At 56.0% G+C, this 22,596-nt stretch carries 15 protein-coding genes; 8 read left to right on the plus strand and 7 right to left on the minus strand.

Features of this window, described 5'->3' with window-relative positions:
* Positions 1–339 precede the first annotated feature (339 nt).
* A complete protein-coding gene (locus AAFH99_RS04155) occupies positions 340–1,047 on the minus strand; it encodes a DUF6515 family protein (RefSeq protein WP_406828740.1) in 708 nt (235 codons plus the stop codon).
* Positions 1,048–1,283: 236 nt separating this feature from the next.
* Here AAFH99_RS04155 and panC point away from each other — a divergent pair, with 236 nt between their 5' ends.
* The 3 genes from panC to AAFH99_RS04170 all read left to right on the plus strand — a co-directional run bounded on the left by panC (position 1,284) and on the right by AAFH99_RS04170 (position 3,639).
* The gene (gene panC, locus AAFH99_RS04160; protein ID WP_043320112.1) at positions 1,284–2,132 is read left to right on the plus strand and encodes a pantoate--beta-alanine ligase; all 849 of its coding nucleotides are present in this window, start codon (positions 1,284–1,286) and stop codon (positions 2,130–2,132) included.
* A gap of 47 nt (positions 2,133–2,179) precedes the next feature.
* Entirely contained in the window at positions 2,180–2,569 is a 390-nt protein-coding gene (gene panD, locus AAFH99_RS04165; RefSeq protein ID WP_043320113.1) for an aspartate 1-decarboxylase, read from the plus strand.
* Positions 2,570–2,718: 149 nt separating this feature from the next.
* Positions 2,719–3,639 carry a LysR substrate-binding domain-containing protein gene (locus AAFH99_RS04170; protein WP_406828741.1) on the plus strand — a complete coding sequence of 307 codons (921 nt, stop codon included), beginning with the start codon at positions 2,719–2,721 and terminating at the stop codon, positions 3,637–3,639.
* 74 nt (positions 3,640–3,713) lie between these two features.
* Here the strand turns inward: AAFH99_RS04170 and AAFH99_RS04175 are convergent, their stop codons facing one another.
* The 4 genes from AAFH99_RS04175 to AAFH99_RS04190 form a co-directional block, all read right to left on the minus strand.
* Positions 3,714–5,066, minus strand: coding sequence for a spinster family MFS transporter (locus AAFH99_RS04175; RefSeq protein WP_406828742.1), 1,353 nt, complete (start codon positions 5,064–5,066; stop codon positions 3,714–3,716).
* Between the two features lie 15 nt (positions 5,067–5,081).
* Positions 5,082–6,242, minus strand: coding sequence for an iron-containing alcohol dehydrogenase (locus AAFH99_RS04180; protein ID WP_406828743.1), 1,161 nt, complete (start codon positions 6,240–6,242; stop codon positions 5,082–5,084).
* A gap of 125 nt (positions 6,243–6,367) precedes the next feature.
* The gene (locus AAFH99_RS04185) at positions 6,368–9,007 is read right to left on the minus strand and encodes a TonB-dependent receptor plug domain-containing protein (RefSeq protein ID WP_406828744.1); all 2,640 of its coding nucleotides are present in this window, start codon (positions 9,005–9,007) and stop codon (positions 6,368–6,370) included.
* 74 nt (positions 9,008–9,081) lie between these two features.
* The gene (locus AAFH99_RS04190) at positions 9,082–10,098 is read right to left on the minus strand and encodes an alpha/beta hydrolase (protein WP_051687300.1); all 1,017 of its coding nucleotides are present in this window, start codon (positions 10,096–10,098) and stop codon (positions 9,082–9,084) included.
* A gap of 472 nt (positions 10,099–10,570) precedes the next feature.
* Between AAFH99_RS04190 and AAFH99_RS04195 the strand changes: the two genes are divergently transcribed.
* Both AAFH99_RS04195 and AAFH99_RS04200 read left to right on the plus strand, forming a co-directional pair.
* Complete coding sequence (locus AAFH99_RS04195) at positions 10,571–12,028, plus strand: NAD-dependent succinate-semialdehyde dehydrogenase (RefSeq protein ID WP_406828745.1); 1,458 nt, start codon at positions 10,571–10,573, stop codon at positions 12,026–12,028.
* A gap of 75 nt (positions 12,029–12,103) precedes the next feature.
* On the plus strand, positions 12,104–13,054 hold the full coding sequence (locus AAFH99_RS04200; protein WP_406828747.1) for a LysR substrate-binding domain-containing protein: 951 nt from the start codon (positions 12,104–12,106) through the stop codon (positions 13,052–13,054).
* Positions 13,055–13,186: 132 nt separating this feature from the next.
* On the opposite strand, the gene AAFH99_RS04205 is transcribed toward AAFH99_RS04200, so the two are convergent.
* The gene (locus AAFH99_RS04205; protein WP_406828748.1) at positions 13,187–14,503 is read right to left on the minus strand and encodes a PHB depolymerase family esterase; all 1,317 of its coding nucleotides are present in this window, start codon (positions 14,501–14,503) and stop codon (positions 13,187–13,189) included.
* Between the two features lie 237 nt (positions 14,504–14,740).
* Here AAFH99_RS04205 and AAFH99_RS04210 point away from each other — a divergent pair, with 237 nt between their 5' ends.
* The 3 genes from AAFH99_RS04210 (at position 14,741) to acs (ending at position 19,941) form a co-directional block, all read left to right on the plus strand.
* Positions 14,741–16,639, plus strand: coding sequence for a bifunctional acetyl-CoA hydrolase/transferase family protein/GNAT family N-acetyltransferase (locus tag AAFH99_RS04210; RefSeq protein WP_051687302.1), 1,899 nt, complete (start codon positions 14,741–14,743; stop codon positions 16,637–16,639).
* A gap of 2 nt (positions 16,640–16,641) precedes the next feature.
* The gene (locus AAFH99_RS04215; RefSeq protein WP_406828749.1) at positions 16,642–17,568 is read left to right on the plus strand and encodes a histone deacetylase family protein; all 927 of its coding nucleotides are present in this window, start codon (positions 16,642–16,644) and stop codon (positions 17,566–17,568) included.
* Between the two features lie 435 nt (positions 17,569–18,003).
* Positions 18,004–19,941: an acetate--CoA ligase gene (gene acs, locus AAFH99_RS04220; protein ID WP_406828750.1), complete on the plus strand. Its 1,938-nt coding sequence runs from the start codon at positions 18,004–18,006 to the stop codon at positions 19,939–19,941.
* Between the two features lie 76 nt (positions 19,942–20,017).
* On the opposite strand, the gene AAFH99_RS04225 is transcribed toward acs, so the two are convergent.
* Positions 20,018–22,567 carry a TonB-dependent receptor gene (locus tag AAFH99_RS04225; protein ID WP_406828751.1) on the minus strand — a complete coding sequence of 850 codons (2,550 nt, stop codon included), beginning with the start codon at positions 22,565–22,567 and terminating at the stop codon, positions 20,018–20,020.
* Positions 22,568–22,596: the final 29 nt, after the last annotated feature.

Genomic DNA, 22,596 nt, shown 5'->3' on the forward strand with positions numbered 1-22,596 from the left:
GTTCCGAAAGCATTCTCCGAGAAGAGTTCCGGGGCTGCCGGTGGTTCATGGAGGAAATCGGGTAACCGTTCGCATGGGCCACTCGGGGGCGCGAATCTTGGGGCCAGAGTGTGTGGAAAGCAATAACTATAGAAAAGAAATTTGGCCTTTTTTAAAGCTTAAAATTAAATTTTTGTTCGGTTTTTTAGCAGGAAAATCCATAAGCCTGACGGGGGCGGGAGTTTGGCGTGCGAAGCGTTGTTCCGCGGACAAAAAAAGGCGACTCAAGGGAGTCGCCTGGGTAAATAACCGAATATTCATTCGGTTGTTGGGGTTGGATCCTGTGAGTGCTGTTCGCGATCAGATAAAGCCGGGGTTGGCGACCACGAAATAACCGTGACGGGCGCGGTCCCAGCGGTAGTAGGTGTCGTAGGCCACGTAATAGTTGAAACCGTTAAAGGTGACGCTCACGGCGGTCCCCGGCAGGGTGTGTACAAACGCGCCGACCGGTGCCTGTGCTACCACATACCCTACACCGTAAGGGCGATAGAAAATGCCGTCGCTGTAGTAGTAACCCAGGCCGCCGAAGTGAATACTGACGTAGCTGCGCGGCAGGCGCTTCCAGCGGTAGCCGTAGCCGTAATGACTTGGGCGCCAGCGGTGTTTGTGTGGTCTGTAGTGGGGGCGGTGAGGCTTGTGATGGCCGGCATAATAGGGCTTACCAGGCTTGTGCGCCGGCCGGCCCGGTTTGTGATCACCGTGCTTGCGGTCGTGGTGACGCTTGTCATGACGGCGGTTGTCTGAGTATTGGTGGGCGTCTCGGCGCTCCCTGCTGTGTGTATTCTTGCGGTGGGCTTCACGGACGTGTTGCTGATTTCGTTGACGATTCACAACGTCGCGGCGTTTCTCCTCGATTTTCCTGATCTTGTTGTGATGCTTCTCACGCTGCTGCTTTACATATTTATCCCGGTGTTCATCGCGGTGATGGCGGTCGTCTCGATCGGCAAGAGTCGGTGTGGCGGTCAGTAACAGGCCCGCGGCAGCAATGACGGTGATCAGTCTCTTCATGGTCGCTCTCCCCAGCCGCCGGGGCGACTGTCTTGTGCCCCTGGAGGGGCTTCTCGATAACTTGGAGAGCAGTTTGCGCTGTGTACACTGAATCCTTCCTGAATCAACGCAGGAATTTTGCCAGTGATGGGAAAAACCGAATGTGACCAATGGTTTCAACTGGTTCACGTCATTTGTTCCCATGGGCGCAGGGGGGTAATATGCCGCCCGTGTATACCTCTGGCGGAACACCGTTAATGCAAGTTTTTCACCATGTGGCCAGCCTGCGTCAAGCGCTGGCCGAGGCCCGTCGCGATGGCAAGAGCATCGGCTTCGTGCCCACCATGGGCAACCTCCACGATGCCCATATTGAACTGGTCAACCTGGCGCATCAGCACTGTGACGTGGTGGTGGTTTCCATCTTCGTCAACCGCCTGCAGTTCGGCCTGAACGAGGACTGGGATAAATACCCTCGTACCATGCAGGAAGACATGGCCAGGTTGCGTGCCGCCAATTGTGACTACCTGTTCCATCCGGAAGAAGCAGAAATTTATCCCAATGGTATGGATCAGCAGACCAAGGTGATCTGCCCGGCGATGACCGATGTGCTGTGCGGCGCGAGCCGTCCCGGTCACTTCGAGGGCGTGACCACCGTGGTGGCCAAGCTGTTCAATATCGTGCAGCCGGACAAGGCGGTGTTCGGTGTCAAGGACTTCCAGCAGCTGGCGGTGATTCGCCGTATGGTGGAGGATCTGTGCATTCCGGTGGAGATTGTCGCGGCGCCGGTACACCGGGAAGACGACGGCCTGGCGATGAGTTCGCGCAATGGTTACCTCACCGAGGAAGAGCGCCCGAAGGTGGCGATCCTGAATCAGTCGCTGAACTGGGTGAGCAACGAAATTAAAAACGGTCGCAAGGATTTTCCGGCCCTGGAGGAAGAGGCGCGAGCAAAAATTCAGGAAGCGGGCTTCAAGGTGGATTACTTCTCCATCTGCAACAGCAAGGATCTGCAGCCCGCGGCCCACGATGACTGCGAGATCACCATCCTGGGTGCCATGTACACCAGTGGTGCGCGGTTGATCGACAATGTTTCGTTGAGTGTTTAAAGAGTTGGTAGTTGAAATTTGGTAGTTGGAATAATAGGAGTCTGGTTATGCAAATCGAGATGCTGAAGGGCAAGCTGCATATGGCGGCGGTGACCCAGGCGGAGCTCTGGTATGACGGCTCCTGCGCGATTGATGAAGATCTGGTGGAGCTGGCCGGGCTGCGCGAGTTTGAGAAAATCGATATTTACAATGTTTCCAATGGGGAACGCTTCCACACTTATGTGATTCTCGCGGAGCGTGGTTCCGGGATTATTTCCATGAATGGTGCCGCCGCCCGCCGGGTGCAGGTTGGTGACCGAATCATCATCGCTGCCTATGCGCAGATGTCTGAATCCGAAGCGGATTCCTTTAAGCCCAAGCTGGTTTATCTGGATGAGCAGAATCGGGTTGAGCGCAGTACGAATACAATTCCTGTGCAGCGGCCAGAATTGGTTTAAATTCCCAGAGTATAAGCAGAAATTATGCTGGTCGAACCCGGCAAGCACAGCAGGGGAGCCGACATTGCTCTTACCGGAGCTGAACCTCTGGCTCCGGATTGCCAGGTCGAAAGTTTGTCAGTAGTATCATCGAAAAAAGAAGCGATGAAATGCTCGATAGACACCCCCCGCTCAATGCCATGTTGTGCTTTGTCAGCGCAGCGCGCACGCTCAACTTCAGCCGCTCGGCAGAGAATTTGTGTGTTACCCGATCGGCGATTAGCCGGCAAATCCGCTGTCTGGAAGAGTTCCTCGGGCTTCGATTATTCGAACGCAGCAACAAGAACCTGGCGCTGACGGCGGCCGGTGCCGAATACTTCGAAGCAATAGCCCCCCTGTTTGCAGAGCTGAAAGCTGCAACCGACCGATTGGTCACCGGGCGCGCCGAGCAAAGTTTTCGCCTGAATGTGTCGGCCACCTTTAACGCCATGTGGCTGATGAGCCGCTTATCCAGCCTCGAAGCACTATCTCCCGGCTTTTCAATTTCCTTTATTACAAACAATGTCGATGCCAGCTACCCGGCACTGGATCTTGATGGATCTATGGACGCTGCCATCCGCCTGGGCAAAGGCGAATGGCAGGATTGCCAGTTCGACAAATTATTTGATATTCCCATTCAGATTATGGGCGCGCCGAAGTTACTTGGTGGCACGGCGCCCTTTGAAGATTTGGAATCGCTGGCTGAATTCGACTGGCTCCATTACAAGCATCTCCCGGATCTGTGGTCGCAGTGGCTCACCGCAGCAGGTGTGCCGCAATTGAAGTCCAAAAAGCGCAATATCATCCTGGATAATGTCGCCGTTGCCTCGCAGGCCGCCGCCGATGGCTTGGGGCTGATTCCCATGTATATGCCTCTGACGGCGCCATTGATTGCGGATGGAAGAGTGGCGTGTGCGCACAATTTTGCCATGCTGAAAGAGGAGTCTTATTACCTGCTGTATTCAAAGAACTCTGCCAAAAAAACGGCGATCGAATTTTTCCGGAATTGGTTGCTTAACGAAGTGAAAAAGTCAGAGGACACTCTTCTGTAGTGTCTTCTGATTTTTTACGGCTGTCTTTGCAAATTCTCTTTCTCAATTGCGTGAAAAATAAATAATCGGTGCGTTTATACTGCCTCACTTTTTGTGAGACTCGCACGGTAGTGTGGCAGCGCTCGCCATAGCAGTAACGCGGAAATGGTGAGTGCGCACCCCGGTGCGAGCACCAATGAATAGCGCAGCAAGCTCGGGTCTTGAAACAGGAAATCCGTCGCCAACGCAATGCTCAGTGGCCCCAGTCCCAGCCCAATAATGTTTACCACAAACAGGTACAGCGCAGATATCTGTCCGCGCATTCTGGCGGGCACCACTTCCTGAATGGCCGCGGGCCCCAGTCCCATCATGAAATTGGTGAAGAATGTGGATACCGAGAGCAGTATCAATACACCCGTGAGCGTCGGCATCAGCGGATAGAGAAGCGTTGGTGCCAGCCCCAGCAGTGCTGCGAATAGCGCTGTGCGCGGCTTCCCGTCTCGCCACCCCCGTTGCCCCATCCAATCTGCAATGCGCCCACCGCAGACAACACCCGCCGAGCCAAAGAATAAAACGATCAGGCCAAAGGCAAGGCCAGCCTCGGCAAAGCCCAATTGATGGCTGCGAATGAGAAAGCTGGGTACCCACGCCACAGAACCGTAGCCCGCCAGCGATGCCAGCGCAGCGGCGAGAATCAGCAGCGTCAGGGTGCGGCGGTTCTGTCTTAGAAACTGCCAGACTTCTGTCAGAGGTATCGCGGTACCCGTCCCACCGGTACGGTGTGGCTCGCGCAGTGCGAGAACAAACGGGACCAGCAGCAGGCCAGGCAGGCCGACCGCGAGAAACACCAGCTGCCAGGAGCGGACTTCCCCGATGAGCGGAACCACAACACTATCAATGTTCACGGCCCAGGCCACGACGCCGCCACCGACAATCAACGCCAGCCCGCCGCCGATATAAATTCCCATTGAATAAACCCCAATCGCCGCAGCCAGATTCTTGCGATCCACGCTGTCGGCGATCAGGGAGTATGCGGCGGGAGACAGGGAGGCTTCGCCAACGCCAACACCCATGCGCGCGACGAACAATTGCCAGTATTGGCCCGCCAGGCCGCAGGCAGCGGTGGCGAGGCTCCACAGGGTCAAGCCGGTCGCAATAAGCCCGCGCCGGCTTACGGTATCGGCAAGGCGCCCCATCGGCAGGCCCAGGATGGTGTAGAACAACGCGAATGACAGGCCCTGCAGCAAGCTCACCTGGGTGTCGGATATGCCCAGGTCGCGTTTCATTGGTTCCACCAACAGGCTGAGAATCTGGCGGTCAATAAATGAGAAGGTGTAGGCAACCAACAGTACGCCGATGACGTACCAGGCATAGCGACCGGATTTCGCAGCCTCGGCACCGCCAGAGTCAGAGCTGGGCGCAATTGAATTTAAACTCTCAGTCTGCATTTTTCGGTCTCCGAATTAGTAGGCGGCGCGGTAAATCATCAGCGCATCGTGTTCTGTAAGTGCCCGCGGATTGTTGACCAGTAGTCTCTCCTGCAGCATGGCATCGTGTGCCAGCCCGCTGAGGCTGTGTTCCGGAACATTGACCGCACGCAGCTGGTTTGGGAGTTCTAGCTTGGCAATCAGCTGCTCTAGATAATCGATCAGATCGTGACTTCTCTCGAGGGAATCGGCTCCCGGGTTGTCGTAATCTTCGATCAGGATAGGGGTGAGCTCTGAATACAGTGGCGCAGCCACCGGCAGGTTAAAGCGCATTACATGGGGCAATACCAGCGAATTACTGAGCCCATGGGGAATATGAAAATGACCGCCGAGTGGATAGGCGAGCGCGTGTACCGCGGCAACCGGCGCATTCGCGAATGCCTGCCCGGCCAGCAGCGATCCCAGCAGCATAGCGCTGCGCGCTTCCCGGTTTTGCCCATCGTAAACCGCAGTTTCAATGTTTCTGCTGAGTAATCTCAGAGCTTCTCTGGCGAGCATGTCTGAGTAAGGGTTTTTTTTGATTGCACTGGTGTAGGCTTCAATGGCGTGGACCATGGCATCAATACCGGTGGCCGCCGTTACGTGCGGCGGCAGGCCGAGAGTCAGATCCGCATCTAGCAGCGCAATATCGGGCAACAGTTTTGGCGAGACCACGCCGGATTTTGTGGTTTCCCCGGTGGTGATGATGGCAATGGGGGTAACTTCCGAGCCGGTTCCCGCGGTAGTTGGAATCTGAATGAGCGGCAAGCGGTTGCCGCGAATATTGTCTACACCGTAGGCTTCTTTTAACTGAATCGGTAACCGGCATAGCGCTGCTACGAGTTTGGCGACATCCATCGAGCTGCCGCCACCGAACCCGATGACACCGTCGACTTTATTGTCCCGAGCAAATTCAATGGCATTCTCCACCACAGACTCTGGCGGGTCCGCAACCACCTCGGTAAATAGCCGGCATTCGATATCGGCCTCGGTCAAAATGGTCATCGCTGACTGGTTCAGCCCTGCATCCACAAGACCCTGATCCGTTACCATTAAAGCCCGCTCAATTCCCAGGTTCACGCAAAGCTCGCCAAGCCTTGAAACGGCGCCGGGCTGGCAGACGATAGAGTTGCACGAGTCAAAGTTAAAGTGCGACATGCGAAATTACCGAATTAAAAAAGCAAGCGATCAATCTTTAACAACAAGAATGTCACTTGCGAAAGGGAGTCATTTGGGTTTGCCCGTTTCCGGGAAGCTTGTGCTTCCCGGAAACGCGTCGGTGATCAGAAGCTGTATTTAGCGCGGGCGTAGAATACACGTCCGAGTGGATTGTGCTGCTTCGGGTCGTAGCTCAAGTTCGCGCCGTTATACGCGCGCGGCGGTGCCTCATCCAGAAGATTCTGGATGCCAATGCTGAGCGTGGTTTCCGCATCCTCCGTCATTCCGAACGCGAAACTGCGGCTATATTGGGTATCCAGGGTTACAACGGAATCCACGCCCGCCTGCTCGGTGTCTGGAACCGCCTGGCGCATATCGTAGCTGGAGATGTAGTTGATGTTCAGGCCCGCGGTTTGTCTGTCAGACATCCAGTTGATCGCGAGATTGGCCTTGGTTTTCGGCATTGACCGCGCGAAGTTGTCATAGTTGAAATAGCCCGCCGCTTCCACGGTATTTCCCGCTTCATTGGTGATTTCATAACTCAGGAAGTGCGCGATATTCAGTGCCGTAGACCACTGGTCATTGACTTGCCAGATAGATTCAAAATCCAGGCCGGCTACATCAACACTGGAGGAATTGAAGTACTCGACATTGATGCCGGAAAGGTTGCCAAACTGGTCGCGCTGAATATCGGGTCCGTCCAGATTGGCCAGCAGTTTACCCTGGGCATTTTCTACGGTGATCAGGTTGGTGTAGTCAACGCGCCAATAGTCGAGTTTGAAATCCAGATCATCGGTGGGTTGGAATATCACACCAATGTTGTAGTTTTCAGACTCTTCGGGCTTCAGCTCATCGGAACCCGACGCGGCTACACGAATAAAAGCGACCCCACCCTTGGTTGTACCATCGGCGTTGAAATCCTGAATGCCGTTGAGGGTGACTGCCGTGGCATATTGCTGTGACAGCGAAGGCTGGCGGAATGCGGTACTGGCCGATGCGCGCAGTATCCATTGATCTGAAATTTGCCAGCGCGCGGCGAGTTTTGGATCAAAGCTGCTATCGGTATCCAGGTTTTCATAGCGCAATGCGCCGGTGAGCTCAAGTGTGTCCGTCAGCGGTGCTTTAACCTCGGTAAATACGGCCGTGCCATTACGGGATTCATCCACATGCGATAAGCCACCCAGGAAAATCAGGTCGACAGGAATGGGATTGCCATTGGCATCCTTTTTCAGCTCGTATACGTCATCGGTATCCACAGAGAAGCCTTCGCTGCGCGCTTGTACACCTGCGGCAAAGCTCAGGGTTCCTGCGGGCAATTCCATAAGGTCTCCGCTGATTACCGCATCCCATATCAGCAAATCCGTTTCGCGGGTTGCCTCGGTCACATAGGAGAAATCATCGATCAGGCCCTGGCTATTGCTTGTCGGGGTGAACGGATTAAACCATTCATCGTTATTTGGTCCGCCCATTCCTGCCAGGCCGGCGAGTAATCGGGATTTGAGTGTGTCTTGCTGAAACTGTGTGTACTGGTTGGCGCTGTAAGTCAATGCGCTATCCCACGATAGGCCACCGGCGGTTTCGCCGGTCAACTGCAGTGACGTGCGCAGTGTGTCATTCTCACGCGCCGCGGTCGGGGGTTCGAAACCCGCACCTAGTGGGCGCCCCAACCAAATGACCGGTACGCCAAATGGGTTGCCGGGGTGACTTGCATCAATAACCGGGAAGGTCAAATCCGGATAGCTGGGAGACTGTGGATTGTCGGTAACTTCGCTGCTCGAATAGCCGATCTCCGCAAACAGTTCGATTCCGCCAGAAAACTCCTGGGTCAGATTGCCGTATACCTGGGCACGATTTTCTGTGTTGACCAGGTTGTAGTATTCACCGTAGTGAAAGCCACAGCGTACACCGCTGGGCTGCGGAATCAGCATTCCTTCTTTATTGTCGGTACACCCGGCATCCGGAACCGATTCGAAGGGCATATATGTGCCGGCGTATGCACCGCTGGCGACATTGACCGGTGCCGCGGCATAGGGGAGAAACGAGTTGCCAAGTGAGCTAATCGCGTTGTCGACAAGCTCCGGGCGATCAGCGCCGCTAAGAGGAGTGCGGTCGAGGTAGTGTGCTGAGAGAGTGAAACGTGTGTCTTCATCTCCTCCGCCCCAGACCATGCCAAAATTCGTATCCTGCTGGCCTCCGTCACCGGTCCTGCGCACGCCGCCGTTGATCTCAACACCTTCAAAATCGCTGCGCAAAATAAAGTTGACCACACCGGCAACGGCATCGGATCCGTACGCGGACGCGGCGCCCTCTTTCAGTACCTCAACGCGCTCGATGGCATCCACAGGAATTGTGCTGGTATCGACAAATACGCTCCCGTCATTGCTGAGAGCCCCGGATATTGTTTGTCTTCGGCCATTGATCAGCACGAGGGTAGAGCTCAGACCCAAACCGCGAAGATTGACGTTCGATGTTCCCTGGGTTGAACCCTGAGTAAAGGAGTCGGCCTGATTTTCCGAGCCTGAGATGAGCGGTAGCCTGGCCATGACATCGGCCACCGTCGTTGCGCCGATAGAATCAATATATTCGCGACCCACCACCTGAACCGGAACGGCCGCATCGTCGGGTGATGACTTGATATAGGAACCGGTCACCATGACTTCTTCTAAAGTACCATCCTCTTGTGCGGCGACCGCACAGGATCCGCTGACTATGGCCAGGGAAATGGCCGCACTCAGTGTTTTTCGGCTGGAAAATTTTGTGTTCATCGCTATCTCTCTTTTTATTAAAACGGTTGTCGTTATTGTGACCTCAAGCGTTACCTCTCAAACTGACCCATGATTTATCCTGGGTCATATGTTGATTCGCTACTTCCGGCGGAGATGCGCATAGCGCGCAGTACGGATGCGCACTCGGAAAGGGCGACCTGACACTGGGGCAAAGTGCCAAAGTTGATAAAGCCGTGAAACATATCCGTGTAGCATGAGTGGCGCACCGGGTTGCCAGCGCGTCGCAGCTTTTCCGCATAGGCGGCACCCTCGTCGCGCAGTGGATCAAACCCTGCGGTCAGCACAAACGCCGGGGGCAAATCACTGTGATTTTCTGCGTGCAATACGCGAAATCTCCAGTCGCTGTCGTGGTCCTTCGAAATGTAATGGTTGTGGAACCACTCCAGGCCTGCCTGGGTCAGCAGAAGGCCGTTGGCGAATTCTTGTCTGCTGGGTGTTGGTGTATTGCCTTCGGTACAAGGATAAATAAGTAGTTGAAGGCTGGGGCGCGGGCGCTTTTGGTCGCGATTTAACAGGCAGGCCACTGCAGCCAGATTTGCCCCGGAACTGTCGCCGCCAATGGCAAGCCGGCTCGCATCCAGGCCCAGTGTGCCGGCGCGCTCGTAAATCCAATTAAAGGCGTTTTGGGTGTCGTAAACCGCACTCGGGAAGCGATGCTCGGGAGCCAGCCGGTACTCCACTGATATTACCGCGCACCCCGAAAGTGCCGCGAGCTGAGCGAGGCAGTTGTCGTAGCTCTCGATACTGCCCAGAACGAAGCCGCCCCCGTGAAAGTACACCAGCCCTGCAAGCGGATACTCGTCGTTGACCTCCGGCAGATAAATTCGAGTGGGCAATGTGCAGTCATCAAGCTCGATCCGAATATCCCGCCGAAGGATGCCGCTTGGGTTGCCGTGATCCCAGGGGTTACCGCGGACCACGCGTTGTGCGCGAACCTGATCTGGACTGTATTCCGGCATTGCCGGCAGGCTATTGATGACTTGCAGGATTTCACGTCCCTCAGGGGCAACTTCGATCGCCGCTAGCGGCGCGCCAGATATACCGGCCGAACCAGCTGTACCTTCCTTCATGGGCTTGACGCCTGGGCTCAGTAGCCAGTGAAGATCTCTATCTTGGGCAACTTCCAAATCGAACATGCGGGACACTGCTCCGAAAACCGTTTTTGTTATATACGTTGTTATAAGACTGATATAAGACTTGTTCTATGAACCGACGTTGGCGTTTATGCCCAGGCGCCTATGCAAAGGTATCTAGGCTCAGCCGTGTATACCCATGATGGTGCCGAGCAAGCGAAGGGTACAAGCGATTAAAACTGGACAGCTTGTTGCGCAGAGCGCGACAGTGTCCCGTGGGGCGCCAGTCCGTCGTTGCTGGCAATACCGCAAGCCCGAGGATTGAGTGACTTGATGGTCCCTGGTGCATTTACGGCAACAGCTGTTGAAATTTGGTTGCTTGACCCCTGGGCGGTCAATTAACACTATTGATCCAGCCAAACAGGTCACGGTGATCGCGGCCGTGACAAGTACATTGACTGGATAAAACATGCTTCAACTTAATGACCCTTCGCTACTGCGCACCAAAGCATTTGTTGCGGGACGCTGGGTGGATGAGCCCGGTCGGGGCGAGTTTCCCGTATTCAATCCAGCCGACGAGACGGTAATCGCATCCGTATCAGATACCGGGCGACAAACCGTGCGAGTCGCGATCGAGGCGGCCACAGTGGCGATGGCAGAGTGGAAGCGACGCACAGCGAAAGACAGAGCAAATATCCTGCGCAATTGGTTTGATTTGATTCTCACGAATACAGAAGATTTAGCGCTTCTTATGACTTGGGAGCAGGGTAAGCCGCTGGCGGAATCTCGCGCCGAGATTCGCTACGCGGCGTCCTTTGTTGAGTGGTTTGCGGAAGAGGGCAAGCGTGCCTACGGCGATGTCATACCGGCGCACGCTACCGATTTGCGCCTGCTGACGGTGAAGCAGCCAGTGGGCGTGGTCGCCGCAATAACGCCATGGAATTTCCCAAGCGCGATGATTACCCGCAAGGCAGCGCCTGCGCTGGCTGCGGGATGCGCGCTGGTCATCAAGCCTGCCGCTGAGACGCCGCTTTCGGCACTGGCTCTGGCGGAGCTGGCGCACCGGGCGGGATTGCCAGACGGTATTTTGAATATTGTTGTCGGCACCGATGCCATCGGCATGGGCGAAGAGCTCAGTAGTCATCCACAAGTGCGAAAGTTGACCTTTACCGGATCCACTCGCGTGGGGAAACTGCTCATGGCCCAGTGCGCAGGAACCGTCAAGAAAACGTCGATGGAGCTTGGGGGCAATGCCCCGTTTATCGTATTTGATGACGCGGATCTGCCGACGGCGGTTGCCGGTGTGATGGCATCAAAATTTCGCAACGCCGGGCAGACCTGTATCAGTGCCAACCGCATTTTGGTGCAGGAGGGAATTTATTCGGACTTCCTTCAGGAGCTGACCCGCGTGGTAAAAAAACTCAAGCTGGGCGATGGCCGCGATCCCGAAACCGATATCGGCCCCTTGATTACCGGAGCGGCTCTGGACAATGTTGATTCCCTGGTTCGGAATGCATTGGATTGTGGCGCCAGGGCGATGGCTGGAGGTCAGGTATCCATTCTTGGTGGTGGGTTTTATGAGCCCACGGTGCTTGCCGATGTTACCCCAGACATGAAGGTGTTTCGGGAGGAGATATTTGGTCCGGTAGCGCCTGTTGTCCAGTTTTCTTCGGAAGCCGAAGCCATTGCACTGGCCAACGATACCAGCGCCGGGTTGGCCAGCTATATCTATACGCAAAATATTTCCAGGATTCTACGTACGACCGAAGCACTGGATTTCGGCATGGTCGGTGTGAACGAAAGTATGATTTCAACAGAAGTGGCGCCCTTTGGCGGTGTGAAAGAGTCTGGTGTCGGTCGGGAGGGATCCAGGTATGGCATCGACGACTATCTCGAGATCAAATATGTGTGTATTCGAGGTATCTAGTTGTTGCCGAATTTGCTATTTACGGAGTTTTCCTGACATCTACAAACTCACCAATATACCGTTTGAGGCTATGAAGTGGCCAGGCATTACCCACCGCTGAACGCGCTGTTGTTTTTTATTACTGCCGCGCGCACCCTGAGCTTTACCCGAACGGCCGAGGAGTTGTTCGTGACCAGATCCGCCGTTAGCAGGCAGATCAAAGGGTTGGAAGATTTCCTCGGTACAAGCCTGTTCAAGCGAGCAAAGTCAGGATTGGAACTGACCCCGAGTGGCGTTAGCTATTCTAACGCGCTATCACTTTGTTTCGCCGATATCAAATTGGCCACCGACGCCATCCTGGGGTGCGAAGGCGATGGAAAATTCAAGCTGGGTCTTTCGGCCACGTTTAATTCCACCTGGTTGATCGGGCGCCTGAATCGGCTTCACGATCTGCATCCAGAGCTGGCCGTCGCCTTTGTTACCAACGCGTTGGATACCACGGAAGAATCGGTCGATTTCAGCAGCGGGGAAATGGATGCAGCGGTGCGATTGGGAACAGGAAGTTGGCCCGGGTGTCAGAGCGATAAGCTTCTGGATGTGCATATTCAACTGGTTTGCGCGCCTGAATTGCTGACAGCAGCGAGGACCGGGTTGTCGTTGCCTGAAATAGAGCAGCACCCATGGTTGGGGTACAAGCACCTTCCCGAACTGTGGCCAAACTGGTTGGCCAAGGCCGGTGGCGACGCTTCGGCATTTGCCCGCAAGCGGGTAATGGCGTTCGACAATGTTGCGGTGGCCGTGCAGGCCGCTGTGGATGGGCTTGGGATCATTCCCATGTACCGGCCGTTAGTCGACCCCTTGCTGGATTCCGGGAAACTGGTCGTTGCACACGAATTCACGATGCTTTGCGATAAAGCGTACTATTTCGTGTGCCCCACCAGTTATGCGACCCACAAGCCGACGGTGATGTTTCGAAAATGGATTCTTGCTGAAGCGGAAGAATTTATGCGTCGACGGCCGGCATTGCACTGCGTGCATGATCCGTAATATTTTGTCTGGATTTACTCGAATCGAGCTGGGGATCAAAATTGGTATGTGGGGTGTCTAGCTCTCCGGAGCCGCAATCGTAGGCTCCGGAGGCATTTGTTAAAGTTGTAACCACTGGACTAACGTGTTCAGTTACGGGCAGCTACCCGCTTCAAAGTACCCTTCACTGGTTTCCGAGATGGTATTGTATGAATAGGGTCCGGGGAACGTAAGCTCTTCACCGCTGCCCTTGGCGTAGTAGTGATACACCCAGTTGAAGTACCAGACAGTTGCTCGTTGCGGGGTGCTGTTGTAGTGGTATGTGTTAGCGGTTGTGTATTCTTTGCAGGTCCAGGTATTGCAGGCTAAATCACTGCCGCTGCAATTCTGGTCAATCCCATCATCGCAAATTTCCGTGGCCGCTGGGTTGATGCTGGCATCCTGGTCATTGCAGTCACTGCCGGAACTGAATCCATCCCCATCGCTATCATTACCCGAGGTTCCGCCAATTCGACGATTGTTGTCAAAAAACCATTGGGTTACGTAGTTGGGGTAGTCCACTTTGGTGTTGACGAAGTAGCCGGAGTTTCCGCCATTTCCAGTAGACCAGTCGTGTCCCATACCACTCACGGATATTCTGGATACACGAGGTCCCGTGGTGTCTGAGAAAATGACCTTGGTTCCGCCGCCTGCAATGCTGGTGGCCGGCCCCTCTGAGGTAGCACCGTATACCAGACTCATGATATTTGCACCGTGCTGATTGAAGCCTGGGTCTACCGTCGAATCTGCATTTCCGTGAATGGTTGAATAAATCTGTGTCTCCAGATGTGAATTGTTGCTTCCTGCGAGATCGGCACAGTGTGCTGCGGCATTTGCGTCGGAATAGTTCCAGGGGACGCTGGCGTACTGGTAGGTGGTGGTGCCGAGGCCGGGTCCCGCTGAGCTGCCGACGCCGGCAAAAATGTCCGGCGCGAGGCAGGCAATCACATTGGCTTGGCCTCCGCCAGAAGAGAAACCGGTAATGTAAACCTGGTTAGGGTCAATGTTCAGGGCGGTGCGGCTCGTCAGCTCAATAGCGAGATTGATAATTTCATTGTTGTGCTTGTTGCTTCGGGTGTGGTTCTCGCCATAGTAATCCCAGCAGCTTATGTTCGATGCTCCCAGTCCGGGTACATCCGGCAGGGCGATAATCATTCCAAACTGATCGGCGGTGGGCTTCCAGTCCGCATTGTTTTTCATATCCGTATTGCTCATTGAACAACCGTGAAGGTTGATCATGAGTGCGCGTTTATTGTTGATCAAAGGTGCAGTTGTCGGCACATAGATGTGCACCGAGTCCATGCCCGCCAGATAATGTTCAGTGGTCCAGTTGCCAGCGTGGGATTGGGTAGAAATAAACAGGCTGGTTACTATGGATATAAATAGGACGCGGCAGAATGTCCCGCTTCCCTTGAGCGATCTCGGTTTCATTATTCTCACCATGCTTATAAGGTATTGTTATATTAACGAGCGTGTTGCAGCCGCGATTCTAAATATTCCTGGTTACATTGTGTTTGTGGCTGCTATTTGATGCTTGTCAATTCACAGGTTTTGGTCAAGTGATTTAAAATCACCGCGTGTCGACCTGAGATCACCATTGGGAAATTATTTTGGGCACTGCACCACTTACCATAGAATCACCCAATTGTTAGGAGCCCGCTAAATTCTATGTCGTCCCTGACAAGCCCCAAGACCAATGAGCCCCTCGCGTGGGACCAGCTGTTAAAAAGCGGCTGCCGGATATTTCTCGGCTCTCACGCCGCTGTCCCCAATGAGCTTATGGCCGACCTGGTGGCCAATAGCCGTGGCCTCAATGATATTGAGGTGACCCACGTCTTTACCCTCTCGGATAACTTCTGGGCCGAGCGTAAATACGCCGAGCTGTTTACCGTCAATGCGCTCTATATTGGCGGTACCGCGGTGCGCAATGCGGTGGCGGAGGGGCGGGCGGACTATACGCCGACGTTTCTTTCCGAAGTGCCGAAGCTGTTCAGTGATCATGTGCTGCCACTGGATGCCGCCCTGATCATGGTCAGCCCGCCGGATGAGCTGGGCTACTGTTCCCTGGGTGTGAGTGTGGATGTGGTGTCTTCCGCGGTGAAAAATGCCACCACCGTCATCGCCCAGATCAATCCCAGTATGCCCCGTACCAACGGCCATACCTTTATCCACAGGGATCAGATCCACGCCTGGATGACGGCCGACGCACCCATCCCCGAATCACCACCACCGGAAATGGATCAGGCGGTGGAGCAGATCGGGCAATATGTGTCGGTGCTGGTAGAGAATGGTTCTACGCTGCAGATCGGGATGGGCAAGGTGCACGATGCGGTGCTGCGGTATCTGGGTAATCACAAAGATCTGGGTGTGCATTCGGAAATGATTTCCGACGGCGTGGCGCAGTTGATGAAAAGTGGTGTGATCAACAACCGCAAAAAAACCTACCACCGGGGAAAGACGATCACCAGTTACTGCATGGGTTCAAAAATGCTGTACGACTTTGTCGATGGCAACCCCCATGTGGAACTGTACCCGGCGGAGCATGTCAGCTCACCGGTAAAAATTTCCCGCAACGACAAAATGGTGGCCATCAACAGTGCCATCGAAGTAGATCTCACCGGGCAGGTAGTGTCTGACTCCATCGGCAGTCTGCTGTACAGCGGTATCGGTGGTCAGGTGGATTTTATTCGCGGGGCGGCACTGAGTAAGGGCGGTAAGCCGATCATTGCGCTGCCGTCTACCGCGCGGGACAAGAACGGAAAATTGATCTCACGTATTGTTGCGTCCGTGACACCGGGCGGCGGCGTGGTAACCACGCGGGCGCATGTGCATTACGTGGTTACCGAATACGGCATTGCCTCACTGCGCGGAAAAAGCGTGCGCGAGCGCACCCTGGAAATGATCCGCATTGCCCACCCGGAATTCCGCCGGGAGCTGCTGGAGAAAGTGCGCGAGTTTTACTGGGTGCCGGAATATCAGGAACAGGCGCCCACCACGGTACCGGAGCTGGGGCCGGTTGATCAGAAGCGTTATACCTTCGACGGTATCCGCTACACCCTGCGCCCGCTGCGTCCTTCCGATGAGCGCAGGTTGCAGGAGTTTTTCTACACCCACAACAAAGAAACCCTGATGATGCGTTACAACCACCACGTAACACAGATGTCCCGGGAAAAATCCTGCAGCCTGGTCAGCGTCGACCAGCGCAAAGACCTCGCGCTGTGCTTTACCGATTATGACGGCGGCAGCGAAGTAATTCAGGGGGTCGGTCGCTACTACTTTTACTCCAACAACAGTTGCGAAGTGGCCTTCGTAATTAAAGAAAGCCGTCGCGGCAAGGGTATCGCCTCCACCCTTCTTGAAGAAATGGAACGCATCGCCCGCAAGCGCGGTATCGAAAAAATGTTTGCCTGTGTGCGTCGCGACAACAAGCCAATGCTCAAAGTGTTCGAAAGCAGCGGCTTTGTCACACGCCCGGGTGATTCCATGGATGAACTTTATCTGGAACTGGACCTCACCAGTGCAGAAAGCGATAAGAAAAACAGCGGCGACAAGGATAAAAAGGACTGACCATGCCCACCGTAGGATTTTTCTCAGACCCCGCCTGCAATCGTCACGATATGGACGAAGAACACCCCGAGAGCCCTGCGCGTCTGGATGCAATCCAGGACCAGCTCTTGAGCAGTGGCATGGAATACGTACTGCGTTTTTTCGACGCTCCCCAGGCCACCCGTGAACAACTCGAACGGGTCCACACCCCCGAATACGTTGCCTCCATATTCGACCGCGCGCCCAGCGAGGGTATCGAAGCCCTCGACGAAGACACTCGCATGAATCCCCACACCCTCGCCGCAGTACTGCACGCCGCCGGCAGCGGCGTTGACGCCGTAGACCGCGTCATCGCCGGCGAAATCAACTCCGCTTTTTGCGCCGTCCGCCCCCCGGGCCACCACGCCGAGCGCAACAAAGCCATGGGCTTCTGCTTCTTCAACAACATCGCCATCGCCGCCGCCCACGCCCGCAAAGCCCACGGCCTGGAACGCGTGGCCATCCTCGACTTCGACGTCCACCACGGCAACGGCACCGAAGACTTCACCGCCGGTCGTGATGGCTACCTTTTCTGCTCCAGCTTCCAGTCCCCCTACTATCCGTTCACCGGCACCGGCGAGCTACCGGACAATATCGTCAACTCCCCTCTGGAGGCCGGCGCCGGTGGCGACGCCCTGCGAGAAGTTGTCGAACAGCAATGGCTGCCCGCACTGAAAAAATTCAATCCGCAGATGCTGTTTATATCCGCCGGTTTTGACGGACATATCGAAGACGCCATGGCGCAGCTCCGCTTCAAGGAAGAGGACTACTTGTGGGTGACAGAACAGCTGCGACAGTATGCGGACCAGTACTGTGAGGGGCGAATCGTCTCCGCCCTCGAGGGCGGTTATGCCCTGTCCGCCCTGGGGCGCAGTGTGGTTGCACACCTCAAGGGCCTGATTGGTAATTAACCGAACAAATACCCACAAGCTGATGAGAAGGTGGAGTGCCGGGTACGGGTTTTCAGGGCGCAAACAGGATGTTTGCGCCGCAGCGCCCAGGGATGGGTTCACAGCGGTCCTGAAAACCTGTACCCGGCGCTTTACCGCCACTAGACCTCTAAGTGGCCACCCCAAACCAAAACCAGAACCAACAAAAAGGCACCAGAATCCAACGTAAAGCTGGGAAACCGCAAACCCTGCACGCTATGATGAAATGAAAGGAGAGGTGACAGCGTTGTCATTTCTTGGCCGCCAGTGGTATAACTTATCGGGATAAATGCCCAGGGCCCCCACGTGGGCGCACCCGGGTAAACAACTGCGATGAACGTGCCGAAGCGACTGCTCACTAGTAGCTCGCTCAAAGGACGGCACAGCAGCCCGATAATACTAATAAGGGAGAAAACGATGTCTGAAGTGCACACCTACCCGGTGCCCGAAACCTTTGCCGCCAATACCCTCGTCACCAAAGACGACTACCAGCGGATGTACCGCCAGTCGGTGGAAGACCCGCAAGCATTCTGGTCCCAGCAGGCCAACGACTTCCTGCATTGGAGCAAGCCTTTCACCAAAGTGGTGGAAGAAGATCTGAAGAAAGGCCACGCCGCCTGGTTTGCCGACGGCGAACTGAACGTCTCCGCCAACTGTATCGACCGCCACCTGCCGGCCCGCGCCGAACAGACCGCGCTGATCTGGGAAGGCGATGATCCCGCCGACAGCAAAAACATCACCTACCAGGAATTACACGAACAGGTCTGCCGTCTCGCAAACCTGCTCAAGGCCCGCGGTGTCAGCAAGGGCGATCGCGTGTGTATCTACATGCCCATGATCCCCGAAGCCGCCTACGCCATGCTCGCCTGCACCCGAATCGGCGCCGTGCATTCCGTGGTGTTCGGTGGCTTCTCCCCGGACTCCCTGAAAGACCGTATTCTCGACTCCGACTGCCGCCTGGTGATCACCGCCGACGAAGGCGTGCGCGGCGGCAGAAAGGTACCGCTGAAAGCCAATGTGGACAAAGCCCTCGCCAGTTGCCCGGATGTGCACACCGCCATCGTGGTTAAGCGCACCGGTGCCAATATCGACTGGGACAGCAAGCGCGACATCTGGTACGCCGAATCCGTTGCCGAGCAGAGCGCGGACTGCGCACCGGAGCCGATGAATGCGGAAGACCCGCTGTTTATCCTTTACACCTCCGGCTCCACCGGTAAACCCAAGGGCGTGCTGCACACCACCGCCGGTTATCTGCTCGCCGCTACCATGACCTTCAAGTACGCCTTTGATTACAAGGAAGGCGACGTCTACTGGTGCACCGCGGATGTGGGTTGGATCACCGGCCACAGCTATATCGTGTATGGCCCGCTGTGCGCGGGTGCCATTTCCCTGATGTTTGAAGGTGTGCCCACCTATCCGGACGCCTCCCGCTGCTGGCAGGTGGTGGAAAAGCACAAGGTAAACACCTTCTACACCGCTCCCACCGCCATTCGCGCCTTGATGGGCGCCGGCGACGATTTCGTGACCAAGTGCGACCGCAGTTCCCTGAAGCTGCTGGGTACCGTGGGCGAACCGATCAACCCGGAGGCCTGGGAGTGGTACTACGATGTGGTGGGTGAAAAGCGTTGCCCGATCGTGGATACCTGGTGGCAGACGGAGACCGGCGCGCACATGATCACGCCACTGCCCGGCGCTACCCCGCTTAAACCCGGCTCCGCGAGCCATCCGTTCTTCGGTGTGCAGCCGGCGCTGCTGGATGAGAAAGGCCAGGAGATTGAAGGTGAAGGCGAGGGCGCACTGGTCATGAAGGCCAGCTGGCCGAGCATGATCCGCAGTGTGTACGGCGATCACCAGCGCATGATCGACACCTACTTCTCCACCTTCCCCGGCTATTACTTTACCGGCGACGGCGCGCGCCGCGATGCAGATGGCTACTACTGGATTACCGGACGTATCGATGACGTGCTCAACGTCTCCGGCCACCGCCTGGGTACCGCGGAAATCGAGAGTGCGATCGTACTGCACGAAGACACCGCGGAAGCCGCGGTAGTGGGCTACCCCCACGATATCAAGGGGCAGGGTATTTACTGCTATGTCACTCTGAAAAATGGCCGCGAGCCGTCGGATGCACTGCGTAAGGAATTGATCGATCTCTGCGTGCAGGAAATCGGCCCCATCGCCAAGCCGGATATTATCCAGTGGGCCCCGGGCCTGCCGAAAACCCGCTCCGGCAAAATCATGCGCCGTATCCTGCGTAAGATCGCCAGTAATGAGCTGGATTCTCTGGGGGATACCTCTACCCTGGCCGATCCATCCGTGGTGGAAGAGCTGGTGGATCACCGCGCGAACCGCTAATCACTTTTTTCCGTCAGGATCTGAAACGAAAAACGCCGGGCATTGCCCGGCGTTTTTCGTCTGGTTTGCTATCCCATCAATAGGTGTAGCTGAAGCCCAGCTCGTATGTGGAGCCGTACTCATCGTACTGTGACAGGCGGCTCTCGTTGCCGAAGTAGTAGAACTCCGGACGGTCATTGAGGTTCATCGCCGCTGCGGACACCGTGAGGTTGTCATTGACTTCGTACTTCGCGGTCAGGTCCACCTGCATGAAATCGCTGGTGTAGCGGTCGTTCAGCGCGCTGTCACCGAGCTCATCCAGATACTTGTCGCGATAGTTGGCGGCCAGGCGAATATCCCAGGCACCCTTGTCGTAACCGAAGGCCAGGTTGGCGGTATTGCGCGCCTGTTTCACGTAGGGTGTGGTGCGATCGCCATAGGCAGAATCCGCAGGCAGATCGGTCTCGCCGTCGGCAAAGGTGTAGTTGACCATCGCCAGCAGGCCATTGTCCCAGGCGTGCTGCAGCGCAAGTTCCGCACCCCAGATACGGCTGTCGTCCGCATTGATGTAGGTTTCCATGCGATCCCATACCTGTCCGCGTAACTCCGCATCGCTTGCGCTGACTTCGACGATGGCATCGCTGATGTCTTTGTAGAAAAGACCGGCGCCGATAAAAGTACCTTCACCTACGTAGTACTCGTAGCTGACATCCAGGTTCCACGCGGTGGTCGGATCCAGGTAGGGGTTGCCGCCTTCGATCTCGTTGTCTTCCAGATCGATTTCGGCGCCGGCACTGGCCTCACCGAAGCCGGGGCGTACCAGGGAGCGGAATACGCCGAGGCGCAACAGCTGGTCATCGGCCAGTTGCAATTGCACGTTCAGTGAGGGCGCGAGGAAGCCGTAGTCGTTGTCATAGGCAACATCCCCTGCGTAGGCATCGCCGTCGAACTGCTTGCCGCGGTAGGTCGCGCGGGTGTCTTCGTAGCGCAGGCCGTAGACGTAGGTGGCGAAGTCGGTAGTGGTGGTGGCCATCAGGTAGCCGGCGAAAATATTTTCTTCCGCGTACCAGTCTGCGGCGATGGATTCTTCTTCTTCGTCGCCGCTCAGCTCATAGAGCTCGCCGGGGGCGCGGCAGCTGGTGCCGTCGGACAGAGCGAAGCTGCCATTGCCCAGGGTCGGGATCAGGTCGCGCACACCGTCAAAGGTGGGTGAGGGGCCGTGATTGTTGCCGAAGTAATCCCCGATCACACGGTTGTCGTGTTCCGCCAGAGTGACATCATCAATGGGCTCGTAGCCGCAGAAGTTGAACTCATTGTCCTTGTCCCGCTGGCGGTACTTGATGCCGTATTGCAGTTCGGTAACGTCGTTCAGGGCCAGGTCCATATCCACCCGCAGACCGAAATCCCGGTCGGTGCTCAGCGCCGTTTCGCTTTCCAGTGCCTTGAGGAAGTAGTTTTGTGGATCGTAGAGTTCATCGGCGTAGTTCAGCACCGGTTTTTTGGGGTCGCTGTTGTCGTAGGTCATCGGCGTATCGAGCTCGATGCTGCGGTAGATGGCATTCCACTTGTCGGTGTCGTCCTGCTCCGCTTGCGAACCGAAAATTTCCGCCTTCAGCGTGCTGCGCTCACTCAGCTGGAATTCACCGCCGAACTGGGCGGAGCTGATGTTGCGCACTTCAACACGCGGGCGGGATTCGGTATCCATGCGCTGGGTCGGGTAGGTGGCGATATCGCCTTCTACCGTGGCATCGTCTTCCAGTGAGCGGGTCTCCCACTTGGCGCGGTCTTCGGTGTCGGTGTACTCGTTGTGGAAGAAGCGCGCGAAGTAGCTGTTGCCGCTATCTGCCTGGTAATCGAAGTTCAGTACCACACCCTGGCGCTCGCGCTCCAGGTCGTAGTAGCGCATTTCAAAGTCGGAATCGATGGCTTCGTCGCCCCAGCCGCCGGTTTCATTGTTGCGCGCGACGATGTGACGGGTCTGGTCGCTGAGTACCATGGCCACACCCAGTTCGCCGTCCTGCAGGCGGAAGCGGTTAGTGGCGGTAACGGCCAGCTTGGGGTTGCTTCCGTCTTTGGTCAGCTCGTTGTAGGAGGTCTCGGCTTTGACCTTGCTGTGGAAGCCGTCGTACTTGAATGCGCTGATGGTTTCCAGATCGATGGCACCGCCGATGGTGTCCGCGTCCAGGTTCGGGGTCAGGGTTTTGTACACGGTCATGGAGTCGAGCATGTCCGAAGGTACCCCGTCCAGCATCACGCCACGGCGGTTTTCCGGAGAGGCGGTACTCACACCGTTGATGGTCATGGCGTTCAGGTCGGTGTTCATACCGCGCACCGATACGTAGCGCCCCTCACCCTGGTCGTTTTCCACCATGATACCGGGCAGGCGGCGCAGGGATTCGGAGACGTTGGTATCGGCAAAGTTGCCCATGGCGTCGGAGTCGACAACACTGGATGCCTTGTCGGAAGCACGCTTTTTCTCCAGGGCATTGGCCAGTGCCGCGCGGGAGCCACCGTAGACCTCGACCTCTTCCATGCTTTCGGCACTCTGCTGCGCCATGGCGGAGCCTGAGACGGCGAGGCCGATTACCAGTGCGAGCAGTGTCTTCTCGCCGGAATATCGTGGGAATTTACGTGTGTTTTGGCGCATGGGGAAGTCCTTAAATTATATTGCCCTGA

The sequence above is a fragment of the Microbulbifer sp. ARAS458-1 genome (assembly GCF_045348205.1).
Lineage (GTDB): Bacteria > Pseudomonadota > Gammaproteobacteria > Pseudomonadales > Cellvibrionaceae > Microbulbifer.